The 24,308-nt window shown below is 61.3% G+C and carries 27 protein-coding genes; 16 read left to right on the top strand and 11 right to left on the bottom strand.

The features are described from left to right. Nucleotides 1-32: 32 nt before the first annotated feature. The 7 genes from CRX69_RS06985 (at nucleotide 33) to CRX69_RS06950 (ending at nucleotide 8,089) form a co-directional block, all read left to right on the top strand. The gene (locus CRX69_RS06985; RefSeq protein ID WP_047229608.1) at nucleotides 33-923 is read left to right on the top strand and encodes a 2-hydroxy-3-oxopropionate reductase; all 891 of its coding nucleotides are present in this window, start codon (nucleotides 33-35) and stop codon (nucleotides 921-923) included. Nucleotides 924-1,073: 150 nt separating this feature from the next. Next, nucleotides 1,074-2,354 carry a glycerate kinase type-2 family protein gene (locus tag CRX69_RS06975; RefSeq protein WP_107321774.1) on the top strand — a complete coding sequence of 427 codons (1,281 nt, stop codon included), beginning with the start codon at nucleotides 1,074-1,076 and terminating at the stop codon, nucleotides 2,352-2,354. After that, nucleotides 2,344-3,759: a pyruvate kinase gene (pyk, locus tag CRX69_RS06970; protein ID WP_107321773.1), complete on the top strand. Its 1,416-nt coding sequence runs from the start codon at nucleotides 2,344-2,346 to the stop codon at nucleotides 3,757-3,759. Before CRX69_RS06975 ends, pyk begins: the two co-directional genes overlap by 11 nt. 124 nt (nucleotides 3,760-3,883) lie before the next feature. Beyond that, nucleotides 3,884-4,786 (top strand): urea transporter, encoded by a 903-nt coding sequence (locus tag CRX69_RS06965; protein WP_107321772.1) that lies wholly within the window; start codon nucleotides 3,884-3,886, stop codon nucleotides 4,784-4,786. Between the two features lie 21 nt (nucleotides 4,787-4,807). Continuing rightward, complete coding sequence (locus tag CRX69_RS06960; protein ID WP_047229612.1) at nucleotides 4,808-5,629, top strand: ion transporter; 822 nt, start codon at nucleotides 4,808-4,810, stop codon at nucleotides 5,627-5,629. A 94-nt stretch (nucleotides 5,630-5,723) separates the two neighbouring features. Continuing rightward, nucleotides 5,724-6,722, top strand: coding sequence for a sulfate ABC transporter substrate-binding protein (locus CRX69_RS06955; RefSeq protein ID WP_047229613.1), 999 nt, complete (start codon nucleotides 5,724-5,726; stop codon nucleotides 6,720-6,722). 161 nt (nucleotides 6,723-6,883) lie between these two features. Further along, nucleotides 6,884-8,089, top strand: coding sequence for an MFS transporter (locus CRX69_RS06950; RefSeq protein WP_107321771.1), 1,206 nt, complete (start codon nucleotides 6,884-6,886; stop codon nucleotides 8,087-8,089). Between the two features lie 63 nt (nucleotides 8,090-8,152). Here the strand turns inward: CRX69_RS06950 and CRX69_RS06945 are convergent, their stop codons facing one another. From CRX69_RS06945 to CRX69_RS06930, 4 genes are all read right to left on the bottom strand, one after another. Further along, nucleotides 8,153-8,344 (bottom strand): PLDc N-terminal domain-containing protein, encoded by a 192-nt coding sequence (locus tag CRX69_RS06945; protein ID WP_047229615.1) that lies wholly within the window; start codon nucleotides 8,342-8,344, stop codon nucleotides 8,153-8,155. A gap of 71 nt (nucleotides 8,345-8,415) precedes the next feature. Then, a complete protein-coding gene (locus tag CRX69_RS06940; protein WP_076383801.1) occupies nucleotides 8,416-8,946 on the bottom strand; it encodes a hypothetical protein in 531 nt (176 codons plus the stop codon). A gap of 144 nt (nucleotides 8,947-9,090) precedes the next feature. Next, nucleotides 9,091-9,609 (bottom strand): ankyrin repeat domain-containing protein, encoded by a 519-nt coding sequence (locus CRX69_RS06935; RefSeq protein WP_047229617.1) that lies wholly within the window; start codon nucleotides 9,607-9,609, stop codon nucleotides 9,091-9,093. A 94-nt stretch (nucleotides 9,610-9,703) separates the two neighbouring features. Next, the gene (locus CRX69_RS06930) at nucleotides 9,704-11,530 is read right to left on the bottom strand and encodes a long-chain-acyl-CoA synthetase (protein ID WP_107321770.1); all 1,827 of its coding nucleotides are present in this window, start codon (nucleotides 11,528-11,530) and stop codon (nucleotides 9,704-9,706) included. 354 nt (nucleotides 11,531-11,884) lie between these two features. Here CRX69_RS06930 and CRX69_RS06925 point away from each other — a divergent pair, with 354 nt between their 5' ends. Next, nucleotides 11,885-12,163, top strand: a complete 279-nt coding sequence (locus tag CRX69_RS06925; protein WP_042732342.1) for a DUF3509 domain-containing protein — start codon at nucleotides 11,885-11,887, stop codon at nucleotides 12,161-12,163. Nucleotides 12,164-12,205: 42 nt separating this feature from the next. Here the strand turns inward: CRX69_RS06925 and mtnC are convergent, their stop codons facing one another. The 5 genes from mtnC to aroC are packed head-to-tail and all read right to left on the bottom strand — an operon-like array spanning nucleotide 12,206 to nucleotide 16,346. Further along, nucleotides 12,206-12,889, bottom strand: a complete 684-nt coding sequence (gene mtnC, locus CRX69_RS06920) for an acireductone synthase (RefSeq protein WP_107321769.1) — start codon at nucleotides 12,887-12,889, stop codon at nucleotides 12,206-12,208. A gap of 4 nt (nucleotides 12,890-12,893) precedes the next feature. Further along, the gene (locus tag CRX69_RS06915) at nucleotides 12,894-13,439 is read right to left on the bottom strand and encodes a 1,2-dihydroxy-3-keto-5-methylthiopentene dioxygenase (protein WP_047229620.1); all 546 of its coding nucleotides are present in this window, start codon (nucleotides 13,437-13,439) and stop codon (nucleotides 12,894-12,896) included. Between the two features lie 18 nt (nucleotides 13,440-13,457). Then, nucleotides 13,458-14,078 carry a methylthioribulose 1-phosphate dehydratase gene (locus CRX69_RS06910; protein WP_107321768.1) on the bottom strand — a complete coding sequence of 207 codons (621 nt, stop codon included), beginning with the start codon at nucleotides 14,076-14,078 and terminating at the stop codon, nucleotides 13,458-13,460. Next, a complete protein-coding gene (locus tag CRX69_RS06905) occupies nucleotides 14,075-15,220 on the bottom strand; it encodes an MFS transporter (RefSeq protein ID WP_047229622.1) in 1,146 nt (381 codons plus the stop codon). Before CRX69_RS06905 ends, CRX69_RS06910 begins: the two co-directional genes overlap by 4 nt. A gap of 34 nt (nucleotides 15,221-15,254) precedes the next feature. After that, nucleotides 15,255-16,346, bottom strand: coding sequence for a chorismate synthase (gene aroC / locus CRX69_RS06900; protein WP_047229623.1), 1,092 nt, complete (start codon nucleotides 16,344-16,346; stop codon nucleotides 15,255-15,257). Between the two features lie 143 nt (nucleotides 16,347-16,489). Here aroC and CRX69_RS06895 point away from each other — a divergent pair, with 143 nt between their 5' ends. Then, on the top strand, nucleotides 16,490-17,455 hold the full coding sequence (locus CRX69_RS06895; RefSeq protein ID WP_107323240.1) for an alpha/beta hydrolase: 966 nt from the start codon (nucleotides 16,490-16,492) through the stop codon (nucleotides 17,453-17,455). A 99-nt stretch (nucleotides 17,456-17,554) separates the two neighbouring features. Next, a complete protein-coding gene (locus CRX69_RS06890) occupies nucleotides 17,555-18,343 on the top strand; it encodes a hypothetical protein (RefSeq protein ID WP_107321767.1) in 789 nt (262 codons plus the stop codon). 161 nt (nucleotides 18,344-18,504) lie between these two features. Here the strand turns inward: CRX69_RS06890 and prmB are convergent, their stop codons facing one another. Further along, a complete protein-coding gene (gene prmB / locus CRX69_RS06885) occupies nucleotides 18,505-19,413 on the bottom strand; it encodes a 50S ribosomal protein L3 N(5)-glutamine methyltransferase (protein WP_107321766.1) in 909 nt (302 codons plus the stop codon). A 266-nt stretch (nucleotides 19,414-19,679) separates the two neighbouring features. Between prmB and CRX69_RS06880 the strand changes: the two genes are divergently transcribed. The 5 genes from CRX69_RS06880 to CRX69_RS06860 all read left to right on the top strand — a co-directional run bounded on the left by CRX69_RS06880 (nucleotide 19,680) and on the right by CRX69_RS06860 (nucleotide 22,453). Beyond that, nucleotides 19,680-20,270 carry a cysteine hydrolase family protein gene (locus CRX69_RS06880; RefSeq protein ID WP_047229626.1) on the top strand — a complete coding sequence of 197 codons (591 nt, stop codon included), beginning with the start codon at nucleotides 19,680-19,682 and terminating at the stop codon, nucleotides 20,268-20,270. 131 nt (nucleotides 20,271-20,401) lie between these two features. Continuing rightward, entirely contained in the window at nucleotides 20,402-20,722 is a 321-nt protein-coding gene (locus CRX69_RS06875; protein WP_047229627.1) for a hypothetical protein, read from the top strand. Between the two features lie 74 nt (nucleotides 20,723-20,796). After that, nucleotides 20,797-21,354, top strand: a complete 558-nt coding sequence (locus tag CRX69_RS06870; RefSeq protein ID WP_025214971.1) for a Smr/MutS family protein — start codon at nucleotides 20,797-20,799, stop codon at nucleotides 21,352-21,354. A 77-nt stretch (nucleotides 21,355-21,431) separates the two neighbouring features. Further along, nucleotides 21,432-21,977, top strand: coding sequence for a GTP cyclohydrolase I FolE (folE, locus tag CRX69_RS06865; protein ID WP_003204506.1), 546 nt, complete (start codon nucleotides 21,432-21,434; stop codon nucleotides 21,975-21,977). Nucleotides 21,978-22,081: 104 nt separating this feature from the next. Continuing rightward, a complete protein-coding gene (locus tag CRX69_RS06860; protein ID WP_047229660.1) occupies nucleotides 22,082-22,453 on the top strand; it encodes a glutathione S-transferase N-terminal domain-containing protein in 372 nt (123 codons plus the stop codon). Nucleotides 22,454-22,596: 143 nt separating this feature from the next. Here CRX69_RS06860 and CRX69_RS06855 read toward each other — a convergent pair whose 3' ends face one another. Then, a complete protein-coding gene (locus CRX69_RS06855) occupies nucleotides 22,597-23,763 on the bottom strand; it encodes an aminotransferase-like domain-containing protein (protein ID WP_107321765.1) in 1,167 nt (388 codons plus the stop codon). An 82-nt stretch (nucleotides 23,764-23,845) separates the two neighbouring features. Between CRX69_RS06855 and CRX69_RS06850 the strand changes: the two genes are divergently transcribed. Then, on the top strand, nucleotides 23,846-24,286 hold the full coding sequence (locus CRX69_RS06850) for a MarR family winged helix-turn-helix transcriptional regulator (RefSeq protein ID WP_047229629.1): 441 nt from the start codon (nucleotides 23,846-23,848) through the stop codon (nucleotides 24,284-24,286). The last annotated feature ends 22 nt before the right edge of the window (nucleotides 24,287-24,308 follow it).

Here is a 24,308-nt window from a genome sequence, read left to right as displayed (position 1 = left end):
TGAAGCAGTAATAAAAACAAGAGGATTTTCTCATGGCTAAAATCGGATTCATCGGCACCGGCATCATGGGCCACCCCATGGCAATGAACCTGCAAAAGGCCGGGCACAGTCTGTTCCTGAGCCAGCACCACGACCCGGCCCCCGCCGATCTGCTGGCCGGCGGCGCGGTGGCGCTGGCCAACCCGAAGGAAGTCGCCCAGGAAGCCGAGTTCATCATCGTCATGGTCCCGGACACCCCGCAGGTCGATGACGTGCTGTTTCGCGCCGATGGCGTCGCGGCGGGCGTGGGCACGGGCAAGGTGGTCATCGACATGAGCTCGATCTCCCCCACCGCCACCAAGGCGTTCGCGGCCAGGATCAATGAAAAAGGTGCGCAATACCTCGATGCCCCCGTGTCCGGTGGTGAAGTCGGCGCCAAGGCCGCCACACTGAGCATCATGGTCGGCGGCGACAGCGGCGCTTTCGAGCGCGCCCTGCCGCTGTTCCAGGCCATGGGCAAGAACATCACCCTGGTGGGTGGCAACGGCGACGGCCAGACCGCGAAAGTGGCGAACCAGATCATCGTCGCGCTGAACATCCAGGCCGTGGCCGAAGCCCTGCTGTTCGCCGCGAAAAACGGCGCCGATCCGGCCAAGGTTCGCGAAGCGTTGATGGGCGGTTTTGCCTCTTCGAAGATCCTGGAAGTACACGGCGAGCGCATGATCAAGGGCACCTTCGATCCGGGCTTCCGCATCAGCCTGCACCAGAAGGACCTGAACCTGGCCCTGCAAGGCGCCAAGGAGCTGAACATCAACCTGCCCAACACCGCCAACGCCCAGCAAGTTTTCAGCACCTGCGCGGCCATCGGCGGCAGCAACTGGGATCACTCGGCGTTGATCAAGGGGTTGGAGCACATGGCGAATTTCTCGATTCGCGACAAGTAAACCTGCACTAACCCCTGTGGGAGCGAGCCTGCTCGCGATAGCGGTCTTACATTCAACACATAAAGTGACTGGATTAACGCCATCGCGAGCAGGCTCGCTCCCACAGGGAATCGAGTCGCTTCATCCAATAATAAAAATCGGGAGTCCGCCATGTCGGTCGATCCGCAACAATTGCTGCGCGAGCTGTTTGCCACAGCCATCGATGCGGCCCATCCGCAGCATGTCCTTGAACAGTATCTGCCCAGCGATCGCAGCGGCCGGGTGATCGTCATCGGCGCCGGCAAGGCCGCCGCGGCGATGGCGCAGGTGGTCGAGCGCTGCTGGCAGGGCGACGTCACCGGTTTGGTGGTGACCCGCTACGGCCATGGCGCGCCTTGCCAGAAGATCGAAGTAGTGGAAGCCGCTCACCCGGTGCCTGATGCGGCGGGCCTGGCGGTGGCCCAACGGGTGCTGGAGCTGGTCAGCAACCTCAACGAAGACGACCGGGTTATTTTCCTGCTGTCCGGCGGCGGCTCGGCGTTGCTGGCGCTGCCGGCAGCAGGCATCACCCTGGCCGACAAGCAATCGATCAACAAGGCTTTGCTCAAGTCCGGTGCCACCATCGGCGAGATGAATTGCGTGCGCAAACATCTCTCGGCAATCAAGGGCGGGCGCCTGGGCAAGGCCTGCTGGCCGGCGACGGTCTACACCTACGCGATTTCCGATGTGCCCGGCGACCTCGCCACGGTCATCGCCTCCGGCCCCACCGTGGCCGACCCCAGTACGTCGGCCGAAGCCTTGGCGATCCTCAAGCGCTACAACATTGAAGTACCGGCCTCGGTGCGCAACTGGTTGCAAAGCCCGGAATCGGAAACCGTCAAACCCGGCGACCCGCGCCTGGCCCGCAGTCACTTCCAATTGATCGCCCGTCCCCAACAATCACTGGAAGCGGCGGCGGTGAAAGCCCGCCAGGCCGGTTTCAGCCCGTTGATCCTCGGCGACCTGGAAGGCGAATCCCGGGAAGTGGCCAAAGTCCACGCCGGTATCGCCCGGCAAATTGCCCTGCACGGCCAGCCTCTGGCGGCGCCATGCGTGATCCTCTCCGGCGGCGAAACCACAGTCACCGTGCGCGGCAATGGCCGGGGCGGACGCAACGCAGAATTCCTGCTCAGCCTGACCGACAGCCTCAAGGGCCATCCCGGCATCTACGCACTGGCCGGTGACACGGACGGCATCGACGGTTCCGAAGACAACGCCGGCGCCATCATGACCCCGGACAGCTATCGCCGAGCCGCCGAACTGGGCCTGAGCGCCAGCAACGAGCTGGACAATAACAATGGCTACGGCTACTTCGCCGCGCTGGAGGCGTTGATCGTTACCGAGCCGACGCGCACCAACGTCAACGACTTTCGCGCCATCCTGATTCTTGAGAACCCCAAACATGACGCCTGATAAAAAGGTCAAGATTCTCGCGACCCTTGGCCCCGCAACCCGTGGGATCGATGACATTCGTGAACTGGTGCAAGCCGGCGTGAATATTTTCCGCCTGAACTTCAGCCACGGCGAGCATGCCGACCACGCCCAGCGCTACCAGTGGATTCGTGACGTCGAGCAGCAGCTCAACTACCCACTGGGCATTCTGATGGACTTGCAGGGCCCGAAACTTCGCGTGGGTACATTCGCCGACGGCAAAGTGCTGCTGCAACGCGGCCAGGCCCTGCGCCTGGATCTGGACGCCACGCCCGGCGATGAACAGCGGGTCAACCTGCCCCACCCACAGATCATCGCGGCCCTGGAGCCGGGCATGGACCTGCTGCTGGACGACGGCAAGCTGCGCCTGCGTGTGACCACCAAACACGCCGATGCCATCGACACCCAAGTGCTCAACGGCGGCGAACTGTCAGACCGCAAAGGCGTGAATGTGCCCCAGGCCGTGCTCGACATGAGCCCGCTGACCGCCAAGGACCGTCGCGACTTGAGCTTTGGCCTGGAGCTGGGCGTGGACTGGGTGGCGCTGTCGTTCGTGCAGCGCCCCGAGGACATCCGCGAGGCGCGTGCGTTGATTGGCGACAAGGCATTCCTGATGGCCAAGATCGAGAAACCGTCGGCGGTGACCCAGCTTCGGGAGATCGCCGAACTGAGCGACGCGATCATGGTTGCCCGGGGTGACTTGGGTGTCGAAGTGCCGGCCGAAAGCGTGCCGCAGATCCAGAAGAACATCATCGGCACCTGCCGCGCCCTTGGTAAACCGGTGGTGGTGGCCACGCAGATGCTCGAATCCATGCGTTTTTCTCCCGCACCCACCCGAGCCGAAGTCACCGATGTGGCCAACGCCGTGGCTGAAGGGGCCGATGCAGTGATGCTGTCGGCGGAAACCGCGTCGGGCGATTACCCCCTCGAAGCCGTGCAGATCATGAGCAAGATCATCCGCCAGGTGGAGAACGGCCCGGATTACCAGGCGCAGTTGGATGTCAGCCGGCCGAAGGCCGAAGCCACGGCGTCGGACGCCATCAGTTGCGCAATCCGGCGTATCAGCAATGTACTGCCGGTAGCGGTGCTGGTGAACTACAGCGAATCGGGCAGCTCCAGCCTGCGGGCGGCGCGGGAGCGGCCGACGGTGCCGATCCTCAACCTCACGCCCAACCTGCAAGCAGCCCGCCGTCTGACGGTGGCCTGGGGCGTGCATTCGGTGGTCAACGATCGGCTGCGCCAAGTGGACGAAGTGTGCTCTACGGCCCTGGAAATCGCCCAGGCCCAGGGCATGGCCCAGCGGGGCGACACCCTACTGATCACAGCCGGCGTGCCGTTCGGGCAGCCGGGGTCGACCAATTCGTTGCGCATTGAGACGTTGATTTAGCGCCTGTATCGGCCTCATCGCGAGCAGGCTCGCTCCCACAGGGTTTTTGTGAACACCACAGATCCTGTGTGGGAGCGAGCCTGCTCGCGATGAAACCCACTCGGTCCCTCAGACACGCCTAGCCATGCCCAACACCCACTGCCCCGACTGGGCCACCGCCCTGCTCAACGGCTTCAGCCAGATTTTCCTCCAGCGTCATCCGCTGTGCGGTCTGCTGTGCCTGCTGGCGATTCTCTTCACCGCACCCGCCTTGTTTGGCGGTGCGTTGCTCGGCGGCGTGGCCGGGTTGCTCACCGCCCAGCGACGCGGTTATGCCAAGGTTGATCGACAGGCCGGACTGTTCAGTTACAACGGCATCCTGCTGGGCTTGCTATTGAGCCTCGCGTTACCCTGGTCAGCCGTGTTGCCGCCATTGATTATTGCCAGCGGCGGCCTCAGCGCGATGTTGACCGAGCAATGGCTCAAGCGCAGCCGTGGCCCTCAGTGCCTGCCCGCCTACACCGCGCCGTTCGTGGCGCTGGGCTGGTTGCTGCTGAGTTTTGCCCCGGCACAGCCATCACCCGTTTCGGTTGAACTGACGATGGCCAATTTGCTGGCCGCTTGTTGGAGCGGACTCGGTCAGGTCATGTTTCTCGACCAGCCATTCGCCGGTGCGCTGATCGCTGTGGGATTGTTGATTGCCAATCCACGCGCCGCCGGGTGGGCGATGCTGGGTTCAGCCGCTGGCCTGGGGTTCTCCCTGCTGCATCACGACACGACCCAAGCCCTGTCGGGGCTCGGCGGTTATAACCCGGCCCTGGTGGCGCTGGCCCTCAGCCAACAACGCCGCCAGCGATGGTTGCCGCTGGCGGGTATTGTGCTGGCGCTCATACTCACACCGGGCTTTCTTGCCCTCGGTCTGGCGCCGCTGACCGCGCCCTTCATCCTGGCCTGCTGGCTGGTTCATGCCACCCACCGAGTGTGGCAACAGGCCAGTCGGGACACTGCGCCTTGCGCTTTGCGGGGCAATCACCCTAGGCTTCGCTGACTATTGGTTCAGGCGAAGGTTATGGATAGCAGCAACTGGCGTGAACGCCTCTACGTGATCATTTTCCAGACCGACACCGTGGCCGGCCGGCGCTTCGACAGCACACTGCTGTTGATCATCCTCGCCAGCCTGGTGATCGTGATGCTCGACAGCATCGACAGCGTGCACCAGAACTACGCCTCCCTGCTGGCCGCCATCGAATGGGGGTTCACCTTCATCTTCATCGTCGAATATGGCCTGCGCCTGTACTGCTCGCCCAAGCCCCTGCGCTATGCGTTCAGCTTCTACGGCCTGGTGGACTTGCTGGCGATCGTGCCCGGGATCCTGGCGCTGTACTACAGCGACGCCCAGTATCTGCTGATCGTTCGCATCATTCGCATGCTGCGGATATTCCGCGTGCTCAAGCTCAGCCCTTACCTCAAGCAAGCCAACTACCTACTGGCGGCGCTGCGGGGGAGCAAGCAGAAAATCATCGTGTTCCTGGTCAGCGTCTCGACCCTGGTGACCGTGTTCGGCACCTTGATGTACGTCATTGAAGGCCCCGAGAACGGTTTCACCAGCATTCCCAAGGGCATCTATTGGGCCATCGTCACACTGACCACCGTGGGCTTTGGCGATATCGTGCCCAAGACGGCATTGGGCCAGGTGGTTTCGTCCCTGGTGATGATCACCGGTTACTCGATCATCGCCGTGCCGACGGGCATTTTCACCGCTGAGCTGGCCACGGCCATGCGCGGTGACCAGCTCAAGCATGATTGTCCGGTCTGCAGCAAAAACAACCACGATCATGGAGCTGCGTTCTGCTCCCGTTGCGGCAATGCGCTGTTTAAGAAACTGGAATAAGCAAAGCACTTTTTAATGCTTGATGGCCTATTGGCTTGCCGCTAGTGTGCCGGCTAATTGCCCGGAACCCCTTTCAAATAAAAAGGAATTCGCAGTGAAGAACTTCTTTGGTGCCTCCCTTCTCGCCGCTGGCCTGACCTTTGGCAGCCTGGCCCACGCCGCCCCGCCCCTGCTCAACGTTTCCTACGACGTGATGCGCGATTTCTACAAGGACTACAACACGGCTTTCCAGAAACACTGGCAGGCCGAGCACAACGAAAACATCATCGTGCAGATGTCTTTCGGCGGTTCCAGCAAGCAGGCACGCTCGGTGATCGACGGGCTGCCAGCTGACGTCATCACCATGAATATGGCCACCGACATCAATGCCCTGGCGGATAACGGCAAACTGGTGCCCGAAAACTGGGTCACCCGCTTGCCGAACAACAGTGCCCCGTTCACCTCGGCCACCGTGTTCATCGTGCGCAAGGGCAACCCGAAAGCGCTGAAAGATTGGCCCGACCTGCTCAAGGACGGCGTGCAGGTGATCGTGCCCAACCCAAAGACCTCCGGCAACGGTCGCTACACCTACCTGTCGGCCTGGGGGTATGTGCTCAAGAATGGCGGTGACGAGAACAAGGCCAAAGCCTTCGTCGGCAAACTGTTCAAGCAGGCGCCGGTACTGGATACCGGTGGCCGTGCCGCGACGACCACTTTCATGACCAACCAGATCGGCGACGTGCTGGTGACCTTTGAAAACGAAGCCGAGATGATCGCCCGCGAATTTGGCCGCGACCAGTTCGAGGTGATCTACCCGAGCGTTTCTGCCGAAGCCGAGCCACCGGTGAGCGTGGTCGATAAAGTGGTCGAGAAGAAAGGTTCTCGCGAGGCCGCCGAGGCCTACCTCAAGTACCTGTGGTCGCCCGAAGGCCAGGAAATCGCCGCCGCCAACTACCTGCGCCCACGGGACCCTGCGGTACTCGCCAAATACACCGACCGTTTCCCGAAAGTGGACTTCCTGTCCGTGGAAAAAACCTTCGGCGACTGGCGCACAGTGCAGAAGACTCACTTCAATGACGGTGGGGTTTTCGACCAGATCTACAGCGGGCAATAACGTCCTATCCACATTTGATCGTTCCCAGGCCCCGCGTGGGAACGATCACGCCTGTTTCATCATCAATAGCAAGCATGTCCGATATCAGCCACAAAGCCTGTTCCAGAGCCCGCTAACTCTTTAGCCTCACGCCATCCTTTCAAGCTACTAATGAGATTGCCATGAGTGCCCATCCCTCCTCCGTGCCCGCCGGTACAAGCCTGACTCGCGGCATGGTCCTGCTCTTCGCCTTCTGCTGCGGCGCCATTGTCGCCAACATCTACTACGCCCAGCCCATTATCGAACTGATCGCACCCGACGTCGGCCTGAGCAGCACCATGGCCAGCCTGATCGTCTCGCTGACTCAGATCGGTTATGCCCTGGGCCTGTTTTTCCTCGTGCCACTGGGGGACCTGCTGGAAAACCGTCGCCTGATGATCCTCACCACCGTTGTGGCGATTGCCAGTCTGTTGGCGGCAGCGTTCACCGACCAGCCGAACGTGTTCCTGCTGGTCTCGCTGCTGGTGGGGTTCAGTTCGGTGTCGGTGCAAGTCCTGATCCCGCTGGCCGCGCACTTGGCCCCGGAAGAGTCCAGAGGGCGGGTCGTGGGCGGGATCATGGGCGGCCTGCTGCTGGGGATCCTGCTGGCGCGGCCGATCTCAAGCGTGGTGGCCGATCACTTCGGCTGGCGGGCGATGTTCATGATCGCCGCCGCCTTGATGGCGGCGATCAGCATCGTCCTCGCATTGACCGTGCCCAGGCGCCAACCCGACCACAGCGCCTCTTATGGCCAACTGCTGGGCTCGCTCGGCACCCTGTTGCGCCAGCAGCCATTGTTGCGCCAACGAGCCTTTTACCAGGCCTGCATGTTCGCCACCTTCAGCCTGTTCTGGACCGCCGTGCCGCTGGAGCTGTCGCGCAATCATGGTCTGTCGCAAACTGAAATCGCCCTGTTCGCCCTGGTCGGTGCCATTGGCGCCATCGCCGCGCCCATTGCCGGTCGCCTGGCGGATGCCGGTCATACCCGCATCGCTTCGTTGCTGGCAATGCTGTTGGCCAGCCTGAGTTTTCTGCCAGCGTTCATCCATCCGCTCTACAGCGTTATTGGCCTAGCGGTTACGGGCGTGGTGCTGGATTTCTGTGTGCAGATGAACATGGTCCTGGGCCAGCGCACCATCTATGCCCTCGATGCCAAAAGCCGCAGTCGTCTCAATGCGCTGTACATGACCAGCATCTTCGTCGGCGGCGCGTTTGGTTCATCGATTGCCAGCGCGGTGTACGAGCACGGCGGCTGGTTATGGGTGGTGATCATCGGCAGCGGCTTCCCGCTGCTTGCCTTGCTGAGTTTCCTGAAGACCTCGAAAAAACACGCACTGGCGACGGCCTGATACCGTCGCGACAGGGTCGTAATGCCCGGCGGCCGAGGCCTGCCGGGCAACATCAAAAAGCGGTCAGATCCGCACGTTGCCCCGCGGCCCGGCAATCGCCCAGATGATCAGGCCCAGCACTGGCAGCAGAAGGATCAACAGCACCCACAGGACTTTTGCCCCCGTTCCCGCGCCACTCTTGAGCACATTGATGATCGCCCAGATATCGAGCGCCAGGATGATCAGGCCAATCAGGCCGTTGAAGGTGGAACCCATGGTGTCGCTCCCAGATGGTGATATGCCCACTTAGGATAGCGGGGGCCCGGCGAGGGTTCCGTTTTATTGCGTCAGACGTGGATCGCAACCTTCAACGCTTCCAGGGCCGGCGCGGCGGCGATGCCGACTTCGGCGCACAGCTCCAGCACGCGCGGCACGTCGTTGCCATACACCAGAACCATTTGCAGTTCATCGTCGAGCAACTGGCTGAAATTCATCAGCACATAACCGCCGTTTTCCTTGTTCAGACTGCTCATCTGGATCTGGATGCGATTGAGCGCCGTCAGGGCTTCGGTTTTCGCCAGTTGCTTGGGCTTGAGGTTGAAGGCCACACCGGGTCCGAACGAGGCAACGATCTGTTCGAACAGCTCTACATAAGTGTCGGCCTGAAACAACACGGTGTCCGGCAGACTCCCCACCACCACCCACTCGCCCAGTGGAATCGGGAAGCTGTCGTCGTAGTTGATGTCCGGGTTGGCCGCCAGAAAAGCCGCCGGGTCGGCGTAGGCCTGGGCCGCTTCGTCAGCGATTTTCGCAACGTCCGCATCGCCCAGGCAGCCGGAGCTTATTTTGCTGATGAGTTCGACGAGTGCGGCTTTCATGGGGAAAATCCTGTGGCGATTGGGTTTTGAGGGCGCGCAGGATAGCGCATCACATTGATTGAGTCAGAAAGCTGTGGCCTGGGAGCTTTTGTGGCGAGGGGATTTATCCCCGCTGGGCTGCAAAGCAGCCCCAAAAGATAGGGATCAACCCAACAACTTCTCCAACTGCGCCGTGGTATCCACCGCGCCCATGGTCCTGGCTGCATCCAGCGCCGAGACGCCGTTGGCATCCTTGGCCTTGGGGTCGGCGCCTTTGCTGATCAGGTAATCGACGATCTCCACACGATTGAACATCGCCGCCATCATCAACGCGGTGCGACCATCGAAGGACGAGCCTTCCACTTGCGCCCCGCCGTCTACCAGCGCGGTGACCACGGCCAGGTCGCCCTTGAACGCCGCACCGGCAATCGGGCTCTGGCCATTGTCATTGCGGATTTCCGGATCAGCCTTGTTTTCCAGCAATACCTTCACCGTCTCCACATGCCCGTGGTAAGCGGCCAGCATCAGCAAGGTGTCACCCTTGTGATTGCGCAGGTTGGGGGGCAAACCTTTGCTCAGCAAGGCGGCCATCATGGCGGCGTCACCCTGGCGTGCGACATTGAACACCTGTTCGGCAAACTCCGCAGCCTCTTCCGGGGTCATCTGGCGGCTTGTATCGGACATGGGAAACTCCACTTAAGTCTTCGCAAAGCGGCTAGTTTCCCGAGGGACTCCAGGCCTGTCATCCCTTTTTTCTCTGCACCGTGCATAGTCAGAATCAATAACGGTACTGTCCCTGCTGAATCTGCGCCGCCAGTTGCCGGTCGACCCGCACGTAGGTCGCGGTGCCGGGCAGCCAGGCGTAGACCGGCTCATCGTCCGTGGCGCACGGGTCGAAGGCTTCGCTCTTGAGGCGGTTTTTCTGGTATTTGAAGGTGCCGGTGGTGTCCATTTTTACCTTGATGCGCAAGAACAACGGCACCGCATAGGCCGGCAACTTGCACTGCAAAAATTGCAACAGCTCAGCAAAATCCAGGGTAGCCAGGGATTCGGACGGAGTAATCGCCGCCATGCCGGCGCGGCCATTGGTGCCATTGATTTCGACGCCATAAGCCACCGCCTCGGCGATTTGCGCGTGCTGTAGCAATACGTTTTCAACTTCCGTGGTGGAGACGTTCTCGCCCTTCCAGCGATAGGTATCACCGAGGCGATCAACGAACTGCCCATGGCCGAAGCCGATGTTGCGCAGCAGGTCACCGGTATTGAAGTAACGGTCACCAGGAACGAAGACATCCTTGAAGATGGTTTTTTCGGTCTTGGCCGGATCGGTGTAACCGTCCAGCGGCGCCTTGTCGTCAATGCGCGCCATCAGCAGGCCCGGTTCTCCCTTGGGTACTTTCTGCATCCGGCCTTGCAGGTTGCGCAACGGAGCCCCGCTGTCATGGTCGTACTGCACCAGTTCCCAGCCCATCAGGGAAAATCCGACGGTGTTGTCGAAATTCAGCACATTGGTGAAGCCGATATTGCCGTCGCTGGCCGCGTACAGCTCGCAGATATGGTCGACACCAAAACGCGTCTTGAAGGCCGACCATGCCCCGGGGCGCAAGCCGTTGCCGATCATCTTCCGGACCTCGTGCCGCCGGTCCTCGGCACTGGCGGGCTGGTCGACCAGGTAGCGACACAATTCACCGACATAGCCCAGGGTGGTGGCCCGGTAACGGCGAACGTCACTCCAGAACTGGCTGGCGCTGAACTTGCGCCGGATCGCAAACCCCGAGGCGCCGCAGATCGCCGCTCCCCAGCACACGCACAGGCCCGTGGCGTGGTACAGCGGCAGCGTGCAATACAAGACATCCGCGGGCTGCATGTCCAGGGCGATCAGGCCGAAACTGGTGGAAGTGCGCATCCAGCGCCCGTGGCGAAACACCCCGGCCTTGGGCAGCCCGGTAGTGCCCGAGGTGTAGAGATAAAAACATGGGTCGTTGAAAAAAACCTGCTGACTGCTGGCCGGGTTGTCACCTGGATGGCTGGCGCTGCTACTTATCAGATCGACAAAACCGGAAGGAACGACGGCGCTGTCCTGGTCGGCGACCCACCAGGTTCGGTGGCCGGACAGTGAGGTGCGGGCTCGCACGTCGTTGAAGGCCGCGACCCGTTCTGCCCCGACCACCACCGCGACAGGCGTGACCAACGCCAGGCTGTGCACCAGCGCGTCCCCGGTCTGCGAGGTGTTGACCATGGCGCTGACCGCACCGACCTTCGCCACCGCCAGCACCGTCACCAGCATCTCTGGCCGATTCTCGATGAAAATCGCCACGCAGTCGCCCTTGCCGATGCCCTGTGCCAACAGGTAATGAGCGATGCGATTGGCCTGTTCGTTGGCCTGCGCGTAACTCAATACCGTGTCGCCACACAACAACGCCGGCCCTTGGGGATTGCGCTGGGTGGCCTGTTCGAAACACCAGCCCAGGCCGCAAGGCTGGGTCGGGTCCTGGACGTTGGCGAGCTTCATGCCTTTGACGATACGGGGAATGGCTCTGGCAATAGTGGGTAGCTTGCGCAGCATCTTGCCCCAGGTAATGGCGTCGCTGGATGTACGACTCATGGTCACTCCCGTTCGACCTCGTGGGTCTGGGTTCTTGTTGTCGGGCTGGAGCTCAATTGCGCTCGAAATTACGCCAGCGATTCCGGCGCTGTACATGCGGTTTTTGCAATGTTTTGTATCCACCGTTCCGGACAGGCGGAGCATGAGCGCCAGAAATCCATTTGGTTCAACAAAAGATCAGCCGACCACGCAAAATGCAGGATGCACGATGGCCATTCATGCAAGTTGCACGAAAGCAAAAATAGGGGGAATTGTTAACTGATTGTTTTATAACGCTTTTTAATCAAGCCCAACGCTGGCACAGACACTGCAACTACCTCTCCACGGTTTGCCACCACCATGGAGCAGTCAAATATGAACATGATTCAAGAAAAGTTTGCGTCCCTCTTCTCCAACTACGAAGTGACCACTCAGGCCCGCCCGGATGGCGGTATCCTGCTGACCTTGCGCAACAGCGAAGGCAAACTGTTTAAACGCACAATTTCCTACGCCCAGTTGCACGCCGGGGACCAACTGTCCTGGGCAATCAGCGCAATCCGTCGCGACCTGGCGGAACAGGCCAGCGAGTTGCCGCAGATCGCCATGCTGCAAAGCCAGCATCGTTTTGCGCTGCCGACCTATCACAGCGCCTGATCGTGTTGTGGGAGCGAGCTTGCTCGCTCCCACAGTCCTCTATCAAAAACGCGCAGGATCGATCCGGGCAAAACTGTCCACCGTGACATGCCCTTGCAGCTCACCGCCCTCGCGCGCCACTCCGCACGTAGCCATGCCGGCATCACGGGCCGCATCCAGTTCCTGGACGATGTCCGACAGAAACAGAATCTCCTCCGGGGCTACGCCCACCGCCGCGCTGATGCGCTGGTAGGACTGGACTTCCCGCTTGGGTCCCGATGTGGTGTCGAAATAACCATTGAACAACGGCGACAGATCGCCAGCCTCGGAACAGCCGAAAATCAGCTTCTGTGCCTGGATCGAGCCCGAGGAATAAACGAACAGCCGTAAACCTTGCTGATGCCAGCGCTGCAGTGCCTGCACCGCGTCCGGGTAAACGTGCCCTTTCAACTGCCCCGCCTGATACCCCTGCTCCCAGACCATGCCCTGCAACGCCTTGAGCGGCGTGGCCTTGCGGTCTTCGGCGATCCACTCCAGCAGGATCGCGATGACGCGCTCGGTGTCGGCCCCCGGCTCACCATTGTCCTGACGCACCGCTGCCAATTGCTCGGCGACGTCGGCGCGGTTGGCATGCTGACGAACGAAATCCGGAAGATGCCTGGCGGCATAGGGAAACAACACATCGAACACGAAACTCACCGCACTGGTGGTGCCCTCGATGTCCGTGAGAATGGCTTTGATCGACACAGGCTCAGTCCTCCAGGCGCGGGAAACGGCTGGCGATGTCGTCGCCAGTGAACTTCGCGACCCAACCTTCCGGGTTGTTGAACAGGCGAATGGCAACGAAATGTGGATGCTCGCCCATGTCGAACCAGTGCGGCGTGCCCGCAGGCACCGAGATCAGGTCATTCTTTTCGCACAGTACGGCGTAGACGTAATCGTCGATGTGCAGGGTAAACAGGCCACGACCGGCGACGAAAAATCGTACTTCGTCTTCAGCATGGCGATGTTCATCGAGGAATTTGGCCCGCAGTTCGGCTTTTTGCGGGTGATCGCTGTTGAGGCTGATGACGTCGACCGTGACGTAGCCGCGCTCGGTCATCAACCGGTCGATCTGGGTCTTGTAGGCGGCAATCACTTCGTCCTGGCCGGCGCCTGGCTGGATTTTCGTCGCCGCTTCCCAGCGGTCGAAGCGAACACCTTTATCGGCCAGGGTCGCGGCGATGTCTTCGAAATGGGTCAGCACCTTGTTCGGAATGTCGGGGCTTGAGACGTGGTAGACGGACAGGCTGCTCATGGTTAGGGCTCCAGCAAATTAACGGTTCAGGAGTGCGCGGGTCTTGAGCTCACACTCAAACAGGAACTCGAACGCTTCGATCTGGCGCAGGGCATCGTTCATGCTCGGCCCCCAGGTATACAGGCCATGCCCGCGAATCAGGTAGCCGACACAATCGGGGTGAGCCTCGAGCCACGGCTGCACCTGGCCGGCCAGGCGCGCGATGTCCTGGTCGTTGTCGAAAATCGGCACGCGGACACAGGATTCGTGGGTCGACACACCGCTGAAGGCTTTTTGCAGTTCGTAGTCTTCAAAGTCGATGAAAGCCTGGTGGGTCAGGCGCGACAACACCGTGGCATTCACCGAATGGGTGTGCAGCACCGCGCCGATCTCCGGGCGCCAGCGATACAACTGGGTGTGCAGCAGGGTTTCGGCGGAGGGTGTCTTGCCGCGCTCCAGGCTGTTGCCGTCCAGGTCGGTGGCGAGCACATCATCCAGGCCCAGTTGCCCCTTGTGCTTGCCGGACACGGTGAGCAAGGCCTGATCAGGGGCAAGCCGGGTCGAATAGTTGCTGCTGGTGGCCGGGGACCAGCCGCGGCCATACAAAAAACGCCCGGCGTCGATGATTTCCCGGGCGAGCTGTTCACGGGTAAGGCTCATGGCCTGTCCTCTTGCATACGTGTGGCAATGATAACGGCTGCAGCGAAGGCTGCGAGGCTGGCGATACTGAAAGTCCAACTGGCACCCAGGGCGTTCCAGCTGTAGCCGGAATACAACGCGCCCAACGCCCCGCCCATGCCAGCCAGGGCGGCGTACAACGCCTGGCCCTGGCCTTGCTGGCGTGGGCCGAAGCTACGTTGCACGAAATGGATGGCAGCGGCGTGAAAACTGCCGAAGGTCGCCGCGTGCAGCACCTGGGCAAACAACAGGACCCAGAGAAATTCGGCCAGTGAGCCCAGCAGCAGCCAACGCAACGCCGCCAGCAGGAAACTCACCAGCAGCACCCGACGCACGGAAAACCGCGCCAGGATCCGGCTCATCAGCAGGAAGATCAAGACTTCCGCGACCACGCCAATGGCCCAGAGCATACCGATCAACCCGCGGCTGTAACCCAGGCCTTCCAGGTGCAGCGTCAGAAAGGTGTAATACGGCCCGTGGCTGACCTGCATCAGCCCCACACATCCATAAAACGCCAGCACCCCAGGGTTGCGCAGTTGCCGCAGAAAACCTTCCCCCGCGACTCGCGGCCCCTGTGTCGGCTGGGCATTGGGGACCCAGAAGCTGGCGAGCACGATGCCGCCCATGATCAGCACCAGCGCCACCGGGTAAATGTCCAGGCTCAACCATTCGAAAAGCCGGCCAAGCGCGACCACGGTAATGATGAAGCCGATGGAGCCCCACAGGCGGATCTGGCTGTAGCGCGAAGTTTGCCCGCTCAAGTGGGCCAGGGTAATGACTTCGAACTGCGGCAACACCGCGTGCCAGAAGAACGCGTGCAGCGCCATGACCAGCGCCAGCCAGGCGTAGCTCTGGTCGATGAAGATCAGCGAGAACGTCAGCAGCGTGCAAATGGCGCCAAAACGCACGATCGCCAGGCGCTGACCGGTGTAATCCCCAAGCCAGCCCCAGATATTCGGTGCCACACAGCGCATCAGCATGGGGATAGCCACCAGCTCGCCGATGCGCGCCGCGTTGAACCCCAGGTGATCGAAATACAACGCCAAAAACGGCGCCGTCGAACCAAGCAGCGCGAAATAGAACAGATAGAAACTGGAGAGCCGCCAGTACGGCAGAGCCGCCATGGTCGTCAGGCCACGGCGGTCGGCAGGTCAGCCATCAAAGCTGGCCCAGCACCGGGGTGCTGACTCGCACATCGGCGTTCTGGCCGCGATGACGCAGCAGGTGGTCCATCAGCACGATCGCCATCATCGCCTCGGCGATTGGCGTGGCGCGGATGCCGACGCACGGGTCATGACGGCCCTTGGTGATGACGTCCACCGGGTTGCCATGGATGTCGATGGAGCGCCCCGGCGTGGTGATGCTGGAGGTTGGCTTCAATGCCAGGTGCGCCACGATCGGCTGGCCCGAGGAAATGCCACCGAGGATGCCGCCAGCATTGTTGCTGAGGAAACCTTGCGGGGTCAGCTCGTCGCGGTGCTCGGTGCCACGCTGGGCGACACAAGCGAAACCGGCGCCGATTTCCACACCCTTCACCGCGTTGATGCTCATCAGCGCGTGGGCCAGTTCGGCGTCGAGCCGGTCGAAGATCGGCTCGCCCAGGCCCGGCATCACACCTTCGGCCACCACGGTGATCTTCGCGCCGACCGAATCCTGGTCGCGACGCAATTGGTCCATGTAGGCCTCAAGGGCCGGCACCTTGTCCGGGTCGGGGCAGAAGAAGGCATTCTGTTCCACCGACTCCCAGGTCTTGAACGGGATTTCGATGGGACCCAACTGGCTCATATAGCCACGAATCACGATGCCCTGGCTGGCCAGGTACTTCTTGGCAATCGCGCCGGCCGCCACGCGCATGGCGGTTTCCCGGGCCGAACTGCGGCCGCCGCCACGGTAGTCGCGCTCGCCGTATTTATGGTGGTAGGTGTAGTCGGCGTGGGCCGGGCGGAACAGATCCTTGATGGCCGAGTAGTCCTTGGACTTCTGGTCGGTGTTGCGGATCAGCAGGCCAATGGCGCAGCCGGTGGTGCGTCCTTCGAACACGCCGGAGAGGATTTCGACTTCATCGGCTTCCTGGCGCTGGGTGGTGTGGCGGCTGGTGCCCGGCTTGCGCCGGTCCAGGTCACGCTGCAGATCGTCCAGGGTAATCTCCAGGCCCGGCGGACAGCCGTCGACAATGGCGACCAACGCCGGGCCATGGCTTTCGCCCGCGGTGGTAACGGTGAACAGCTTGCCGTAGGTATTGCCGGACATGCAGGGTGCTCCGTGAAAAACGCTGAGAGACTCAACCTTGGATTCGTAGTGGGCGCCAGTATACGCAGGCTCCCCGACGAGTTCATCCTCGAACCTTATCGATGCCTGTCAGTCCAACCGGCACCTTCGTAACTAATGGCGTGATGATGTTAAAACTGCTTGCCTTGAGCCTTGCCCTGTTGACCGGCCTGCTTTCCAGCCTGGCCCAGGCCACCGTCCTGCAACGACCGATCAGCCTCGACACCGGCAACGGCGAGCTTTTCGGCTCGCTGCTGTTACCCAAATCCGACGCACCGGTGCCGGTTGTCCTGATCATTTCCGGGTCGGGTCCTACCGACCGTGACGGAAACAACCCCGACGGCGGGCGCAACGATAGCCTCAAGCGCCTGGCCTGGGTGCTGGCCAAGCACAACATCGCCAGCGTGCGCTATGACAAACGCGGGGTGGCCGCCAGCCTTGCGGCGACCCCGGACGAACGCAACCTGAGCGTCGAAGCCTACGTGGCCGACGCCGTGGCCTGGAGCCGCAAACTGGCTGCCGATCCGCGAATGGGTCCATTGATCCTGTTGGGTCATAGCGAAGGCGCACTGATCGCCAGTCTCGCCGCGCCCCAGGCCAATGCAGCTGCGGTCATCTCGCTGTCCGGCAGTGCCCGGCCGATCGACCAGGTGCTGCGTCAACAACTGAGCAGCCGCCTCCCTCCCCCCCTGATGGTGCGCGCCAATGAGCTGCTGGACAGCCTCAAGGCCGGTCGGCTCGACCCAAATGTCCCGCCGCAACTGCAGGTCATCTTTCGCCCTAGCGTGCAGCCCTACCTGATCTCGCTGTTCCGCCAGACGCCGGCCCAGGCTTTCGCGGCGCTGAAGATGCCAGCGTTGATTATCCAGGGCAGCCATGACATTCAAGTCAGCGTCGATGACGCCAGGCAGTTGCAAGCCGCCAAACCCGACGCCGAGCTGGCGCTGATCAAGGGCATGAACCATGTCATGCGCATCGTCCCCAACGACATGGAGCTGCAATTGGCCTCCTACAAAAATCCAAACCTGCCCCTGGCGGCCGAACTGGGCACACACATTCTGGGTTTTATTAGCTCATTACCCGCTCGATAAGCGGTTTTTCCCCTCCAGTCCTGGCAAAAACGGCCGATAGACCGGTGTCGGACAGCGCCATGGCTGCCGACGGGCCGGCCTGGACAGGATTTTGCCGTTATGACTGACACTCAAACTTCACCCGACACCCCCGCCGAAACGCCCGCCGCTCCAGCGGCGGAGCTGCCTTGGGCGGATGTGCAGGCCGAGCACCATAAAATGCTCCGGCTGGCACCGCTCAAGACCGACCGTGCCACGGGTGCGCGGCCGCTGCGGTTTGTCGAATTCAGCTATGCCGAGCGCCACAGCAAGGAGCGCAGTTTGCTGCGCATGAGCATCCAGTTGCCGGGCCAGCGGGTGCGCAAGGAACAGAATCACCTGGACGTCTGGGCCGACCACGTCGATAAACGCCTGTATTTTTCCCCGGACAGCTTGCAGGTCGAGCCGCTGAACCGTGGCATTGGCCGCTTCCTCGCCGCACAGGGCATTACCTGGGCCAAGAAGCGCTGGTCGAGCTACCGGGTCGATGGCAGCGACCTGAATAACAAGGACGCGCTGAACGAAGACACCCGCCTGCGCCGCGACCACTTCCTGAAAGCTCATGGTTTCGAAGTGGTCTACGCCGACGCCCAGCACCTCAAAGGCAGCGTCAAGCCAGCCCAGGTTGGCAATCTGCTGGGGGACTGGAACACCGAAAAACTGCAGTTCGTGGAAATTCTCGAAGCCGCGCAAATGCTCCAGCAAGCCGAGCAGAACCTGGCGGAGCAGGAAGTCAAACTCAAGCAGCAGGAAGAAAAGGTCGCCAAGTTCAAACGCGAAGACAACGGCCTGCGTTTCACCATCACCTGCCTGGTGGCATTTGCCATGTTCCAGGCCGGGTTGTTGATCTGGATTGCGACGCGTAGCTAAGACTGAACACCGCCTAACCCCTGTGGGAGCGAGCCTGCTCGCGATGGCGTCGTGTCAGCAGTCTTCAAACTGACTGACACCCCCTCATCGCGAGCAGGCTCGCTCCCACAGGTTTGCATCCTCGGTGACAGACCCGGGCGCGCCCGTCAGATCAATTGTCGTCAAACCCGCGAAGCAAACAACGCCTGATGCTGACGGCACTGTTCGGCGCTGAGCATGAACACACCATGCCCGCCGCGTTCGAAGTCCAGCCAGGCAAAATCGACTTCCGGATACAACGCCTCGACGTGGACCTGGCTGTTGCCCACCTCGACAATCAACAAACCCTTCTCGGTCAGATGGTCGGCGGCCTCGGCCAGCATCCGACGTACCAGGTTCAAGCCATCATCGCCACAGGCCAGGCCCAGCTCCGGCTCGTGCTGATACTCCTGGGGCATGTCGGCGAAATCTTCGGCATCGACATAGGGCGGGTTCGACACGATCAGGTCGAAACGCTGGCCCGGCAAGCCCTCGAAACCATCCCCCTGGACAGTGAACACGCGCTCGTCGACGCCGTGACGCTCGATGTTCTGGTTGGCCACTTCCAACGCTTCGAACGACAGGTCAGCCAGCACCACCTCCGCCTCCGGGAATTCGAAAGCACACGCGATGCCGATGCAGCCGGAACCGGTGCAGAGGTCGAGAATCCGTACCGGCTCCTGACCCAGCCAGGGCGCAAAACGGTTTTCGATCAGTTCACCAATGGGCGAGCGTGGAATGAGCACGCGCTCGTCGACGATGAAAGACATTCCGCAGAACCAGGCTTCACCCAGCAGGTAGGCCGCCGGGATGCGTTCGGCGATGCGTCGGCGCAGCAGGCGTTGCACATGGACCAGCTCTTCATCTTCGAGACGGCAGTCCAGGTAGCTATCGGCAATCTCCCACGGCAGATGCAACGCGCCCAACACCAGTTGCCGGGCTTCATCCCACGCATTGTCGGTGCCATGGCCGAAAAACAGATCCTCTCCATGGAAACGACTGACGGCCCAACGTATATGGTCGCGCAGGGTACGGAGACGGGAAGTGATCACGGCGGCAAACTCCAGAAAAAACGACTGGCGAGTCTACCAGCCAAACACTCCCCTCACCAAAGCACGCCTCAAACACACCTCAAACACGCACGAAAAAGGACGGGGCAGATGTAGGATTTATCCGTTTTTCGCGCTGACTATTGAACAAGACAGACATCTTGACAAGGCTGTAGGCCAGCAACGACGGCCCTTGCGATGGAAGCGATTCACAGAACCGCTCAGCCAGAGGAGAATGTCGCAAAAGCCCCACTCGAAGGAGCCCCAGAATGTCCGTTCCAAAAACGATGTTTCAACTCAGCGGTCGCGGTTACGCAGCGGCCAATCTGAGTCAAGCGACGCTGATCATCATCGATGCCCAGAAAGAATACCTCGCCGGCCCCCTGGCGTTGAGTGGCATGGATGCGGCGGTCGCGAACATCAAGCAATTGCTCGGCGCGGCCCGTGCTGCCGGCCGGCCGATCGTGCATGTGCGTCACCTGGGCACCCATGGCGGGCTGTTCGACCCACAGGGCGAACGCGGGGAGTTCATTAGCGGCCTGGAACCCCAGGGCGACGAAACCGTGGTGGAAAAACTGCTGCCCAGCGCGTTTCACGGCACCGAACTGAAAAAGCGCCTGGAGGACCTCGGCCCCCTGGACCTGATCGTTTGTGGTTTCATGAGCCATTCCAGCGTCAGCACCACCGTGCGTGCCGCCAAGAACCTAGGCTTTCGTTGCACCCTGGTCGAAGACGCCTGCGCCACTCGCGATCTGCCGCACAAGGGCGGAGTCCTGAGCGCCGAACACGTGCACCAGACCGAAATGGCGATCATGGCGGACAACTTCGCCACCCTGGCCCTGACCCGCGATTTCATCTGACACCCCTTCGATAAGCGGCCCGTTGCGCCGCTTATCCGCAAAAGCCTCTCATTTGCCGCAATTGCCGTAGTGTCAGGAACAACCCGAACATCTTCCGGTCGAAGGGCCGATACCCATTGAGGAAGGTCGGAATGAAGTTATCCGATGGTTTTGACGCACGTCGCTTGCGGCCCAAAGGCCCGAGCAACTGGCGCTTGCGTTTCGGTGCCGCGCTCGCGGCGCTCCTGGCAACGCTCGGTGTACTGCTGTCGATGGCGGGCGCCGCCAGCCTGCTGGGTCGCCCGCCCGCCCTGGGCGAGTTGAACGCAACCCCGCTCGGCTCCACGATCATTCTGGTGATCGGCTTGCTGGTACTGCTGTTGGGCGTGTGGCTGTGGCGCCTTTGCCGCCGTCGGGCCCGCCAATCCCTGGAGCTGGCCATGGCTCCTCACTTGATGAAAAAGCACGACTGACCCGCCGCCCGACGTTTTGTCGCGCCGGATCCCGCAGGAGTTGGGTAAACTGGCCGGCCTTCGCGGAGGCTGACATGCAAGACGACGACTTTTCCCTGTTCAAAAGTGCGATCCAGGGTGTTAAACCGATCAAGCACGACCGTGCCGAAACCGGCAAACCCAAGGCGGATCGCGCACAAATCGCCAAGCTGCGCCAGGCCGCCACGGTGCGCACCGACGCCACCACCGTGGATGGCTTGTCCGACCAGTTCGTGATCGACGTAGGTCCTGAAGACGAGCTGATGTGGGCTCGCGACGGCGTTCAGGAAAGCCAGATGCGCAAGCTGAAGGTTGGCCAGATTCCCTTCGAAGGCAGCCTCGACCTGCACGGCATGACCGTGGAAAAGGCCCGGGAAACCCTCTGGGCCTTCTTGGCCGAAGCCACCAAATTCGAAATCCGCTGCGTGCGCGTCACCCACGGCAAGGCCGTGCGGCTGGACGGCAAGCGGCCGATGATCAAGAGCCACGTCAACACCTGGCTGCGCCAGCACCCGCAAGTGCTGGGCTTCACCTCCTGCCAGGCGAAACACGGTGGCGCCGGGGCGGTGTACGTGATGCTCAAGCGCACCATGATGGAAGGCCGCGACGAGTAGCACCCGATTGCCGAGCTTGCAGCGCCGTGTCCGCCACCGTACCCTTGCCCTTTGCGTAAAATCCCACAGGTAGTTTCATGTCTCTGGAACAGAATTACACCGCGATTCTCGGCCAACTGGGCGAGGACGTTTCCCGCGAGGGCCTGCTCGACACGCCCAAGCGCGCTGCCAAGGCCATGCAGTACCTCTGCCGCGGTTACGAACAGACCCTCGAAGAAGTCACCAACGGTGCCTTGTTCAGCTCCGACAACAGCGAAATGGTGCTGGTCAAGGACATCGAGTTGTACTCGCTGTGCGAGCACCATTTGCTGCCCTTCATCGGCAAGGCCCATGTGGCCTACATTCCGAGTGGCAAGGTGCTGGGGCTTTCGAAAGTCGCACGCATCGTCGACATGTACGCACGTCGCCTGCAGATCCAGGAAAACCTCAGCCGCCAGATCGCCGACGCGGTCCAGCAGGTGACCGGTGCCCTGGGCGTGGCGGTGGTGATCGAAGCCAAGCACATGTGCATGATGATGCGCGGTGTGGAAAAGCAGAACTCCTCGATGATCACCTCGGTGATGCTTGGCGAGTTCCGCGAAAACGCCGCGACCCGCAGCGAGTTCCTCAGCCTGATCAAGTAACCCCCCGCATGAAAAAAACCGGCATTGATCGCCGGTTTTTTTTCGCCCGTGAAAAATCAGGTAAGCTGCGCGCCCTCTTCTTCCCTGTCGTGAGGCTTAATACCGTGATCGTCAAAGCGCTGCGAGTTGGCCTGGGCCAGCTGATTATTTTCATCGACTTCATCACCCGCCCCGGCAAGAAGCAACGTCCGGCCGAAGCCCAGGCGCAAGTCAATCAGGCCGCCCGCAGCCTGACGCTCTATCAGTTCCACGCCTGCCCGTTCTGCGTGAAGACCCGCCGCACCCTGCACCGCCTCAACGTGCCGGTGGCCTTGCGGGATGCAAAAAACAACGAGCAGGATCGCCAGACGCTGCTGGAGCAAGGCGGCAAGATCAAAGTACCGTGCCTGCGCATCGAAGAGAACGGCGAGACCACCTGGATGTATGAGTCCAAGGTGATCATTGATTATCTGGATAAGCGGTTTGCGGCAGTCTGATAGTTTTATGGTGTATTTGCGGGCCCTATCGCGAGCAGGCTCGCTCCCACAATGGAACTGTGGATAACTGGGTTTTGTGATCGACTCTGAACCCTGTGGGAGCGAGCCTGCTCGCGATGGGGCCAGTCCAGTCACCACATAAGTCAGGCTGCTTTTACCGCCAAAGCCTCCCGCACCACCCCCGCCAACCGCTTAAGCCCCTCATCCAGCCGCGCCGGGTCGATGTGGCTGAAGTTCAACCGCAGGTGCCCCGGATGCTTGTCCGGCTCGGGAAAGAACGGCTCTCCCGGCATGAACGCGACGTCGGCAGCCAGCGCGGCGTCGAGCAAGGTGCGGGTGTCCAGCGGTTGCTTGAGGGTCAGCCAGAAAAACAGCCCGCCCTGAGGCACGTTCCAATGCGCGATATCGGAAAAATGTGTTTGCAGCGCCGCCTGGAACCGGTCCCGACGATCCCGGTAAAAATCCCTCAACTCGCTCAAATGGCTTTGGTACTGCTCGGTGCCGATCCATTGCAATGCCTGCCACTGACCGATGCGATTGGTGTGCAGGTCCGCCGACTGCTTGAGCCGCAGCAGGTGTGGGAACAGATCCGGGCTGGCGATCAGGTAACCCACACGTAGCCCGGGCAACAGGGTTTTCGACACAGTGCCGGTGTAGATCCAACTGGCCTTCTTCAAGCGACTGACAATCGGCGTGGCGCTGCCGCCGTCGAAGGTCAGCTCGCGGTAGGGCTCGTCTTCCACCAAGGTCACGCCGAACTCATCCAGCAGCGCCGCCACGGCATCGCGCTTGGCTTCGCTGTAGCGCACCGCCGAAGGGTTCTGGAAGGTGGGAATCAGGTAGATGAACGCGGGGCGATACTGTTCCAGTCGGGCTCGCAACTGTTTCAGATCAGGCCCATCGGCCTCCAGGGGCACCGTGATGCAGTCGGCGCCAAACAGCTGGAAAATCTGCAACGCGGCCAGGTAGGTCGGCGCTTCCAGCATGACTTGAGTGCCGACATCGATGTGCAGCTTGGCCGCCAGGTCGAGGGTTTGCTGGGAGCCGCTGACCACCAGTACCTGACTGGCTTCACACGCCAGGCCCAATGACCGCGCCTGTGCCGCCAGGGCTTCGCGCAAGGCCGGTTCACCTTCGCTCATGCCGTATTGGCCCATGGACACCGGCATGGCCGCCCATTCGACTTTCGGCAGCATGGCTTCGGCCGGCAGGCCACCGGCGAACGACATCACTTCAGGACGCTGCGCGGCGGCGAGGATTTCTCGAATCAAAGAACTTTTGAGGCGCGAGACACGTTCGGAAAAAGCCATGGGGGTCACCTGTAGCGGGTCACTGGAAAAATGAGTCAAACTAGTTGACCGAAATTACTCCGACCTCTCTGGATACGTCAACATGCTTGACCTTAAAAACCCGGCCTCCCAGCAAATGGCCATGGAAGCGTTCTTCTTCGGTTACCAGGCGTTTACCGCCAAGGCCGATGAAATGCTTGAGCGTCGCGGGCTGAGCCGGGTGCATCAGCGCATCGTTTTTTTTATCGCCCGCTACCCATCCCTGAGCGTGAAGGAATTGCTGACGCTGCTTGGCGTGAGCAAACAGGCGTTGAACATGCCGTTGCGGCAGTTGATGGAAATGCACCTGGTGAACAGCGTCGCCTCCGAGACGGACAAGCGTAAGCGGCTGCTGGAACTGACGGCCGAGGGCGAGCGCTTCGAACAGGCGTTGCGTCGCGAGCAGGTGAAATTGCTCGAGCGGGTATTTGCCGAGGCTGGGGAGGAAGCGGTGAATGGGTGGTTGGCGGTGAACCTGGGATTGGGCAAGGGTTCGGCGAGCTGAGGGATTTGTAGCGTCAGAACCG

Source organism: Pseudomonas rhizophila (assembly GCF_003033885.1).
Classification (GTDB): Bacteria; Pseudomonadota; Gammaproteobacteria; order Pseudomonadales; family Pseudomonadaceae; genus Aquipseudomonas; species Aquipseudomonas rhizophila.
Note: the sequence above shows the minus strand (reverse complement) of the source record. Positions and strands in the feature narration are given on the sequence as shown.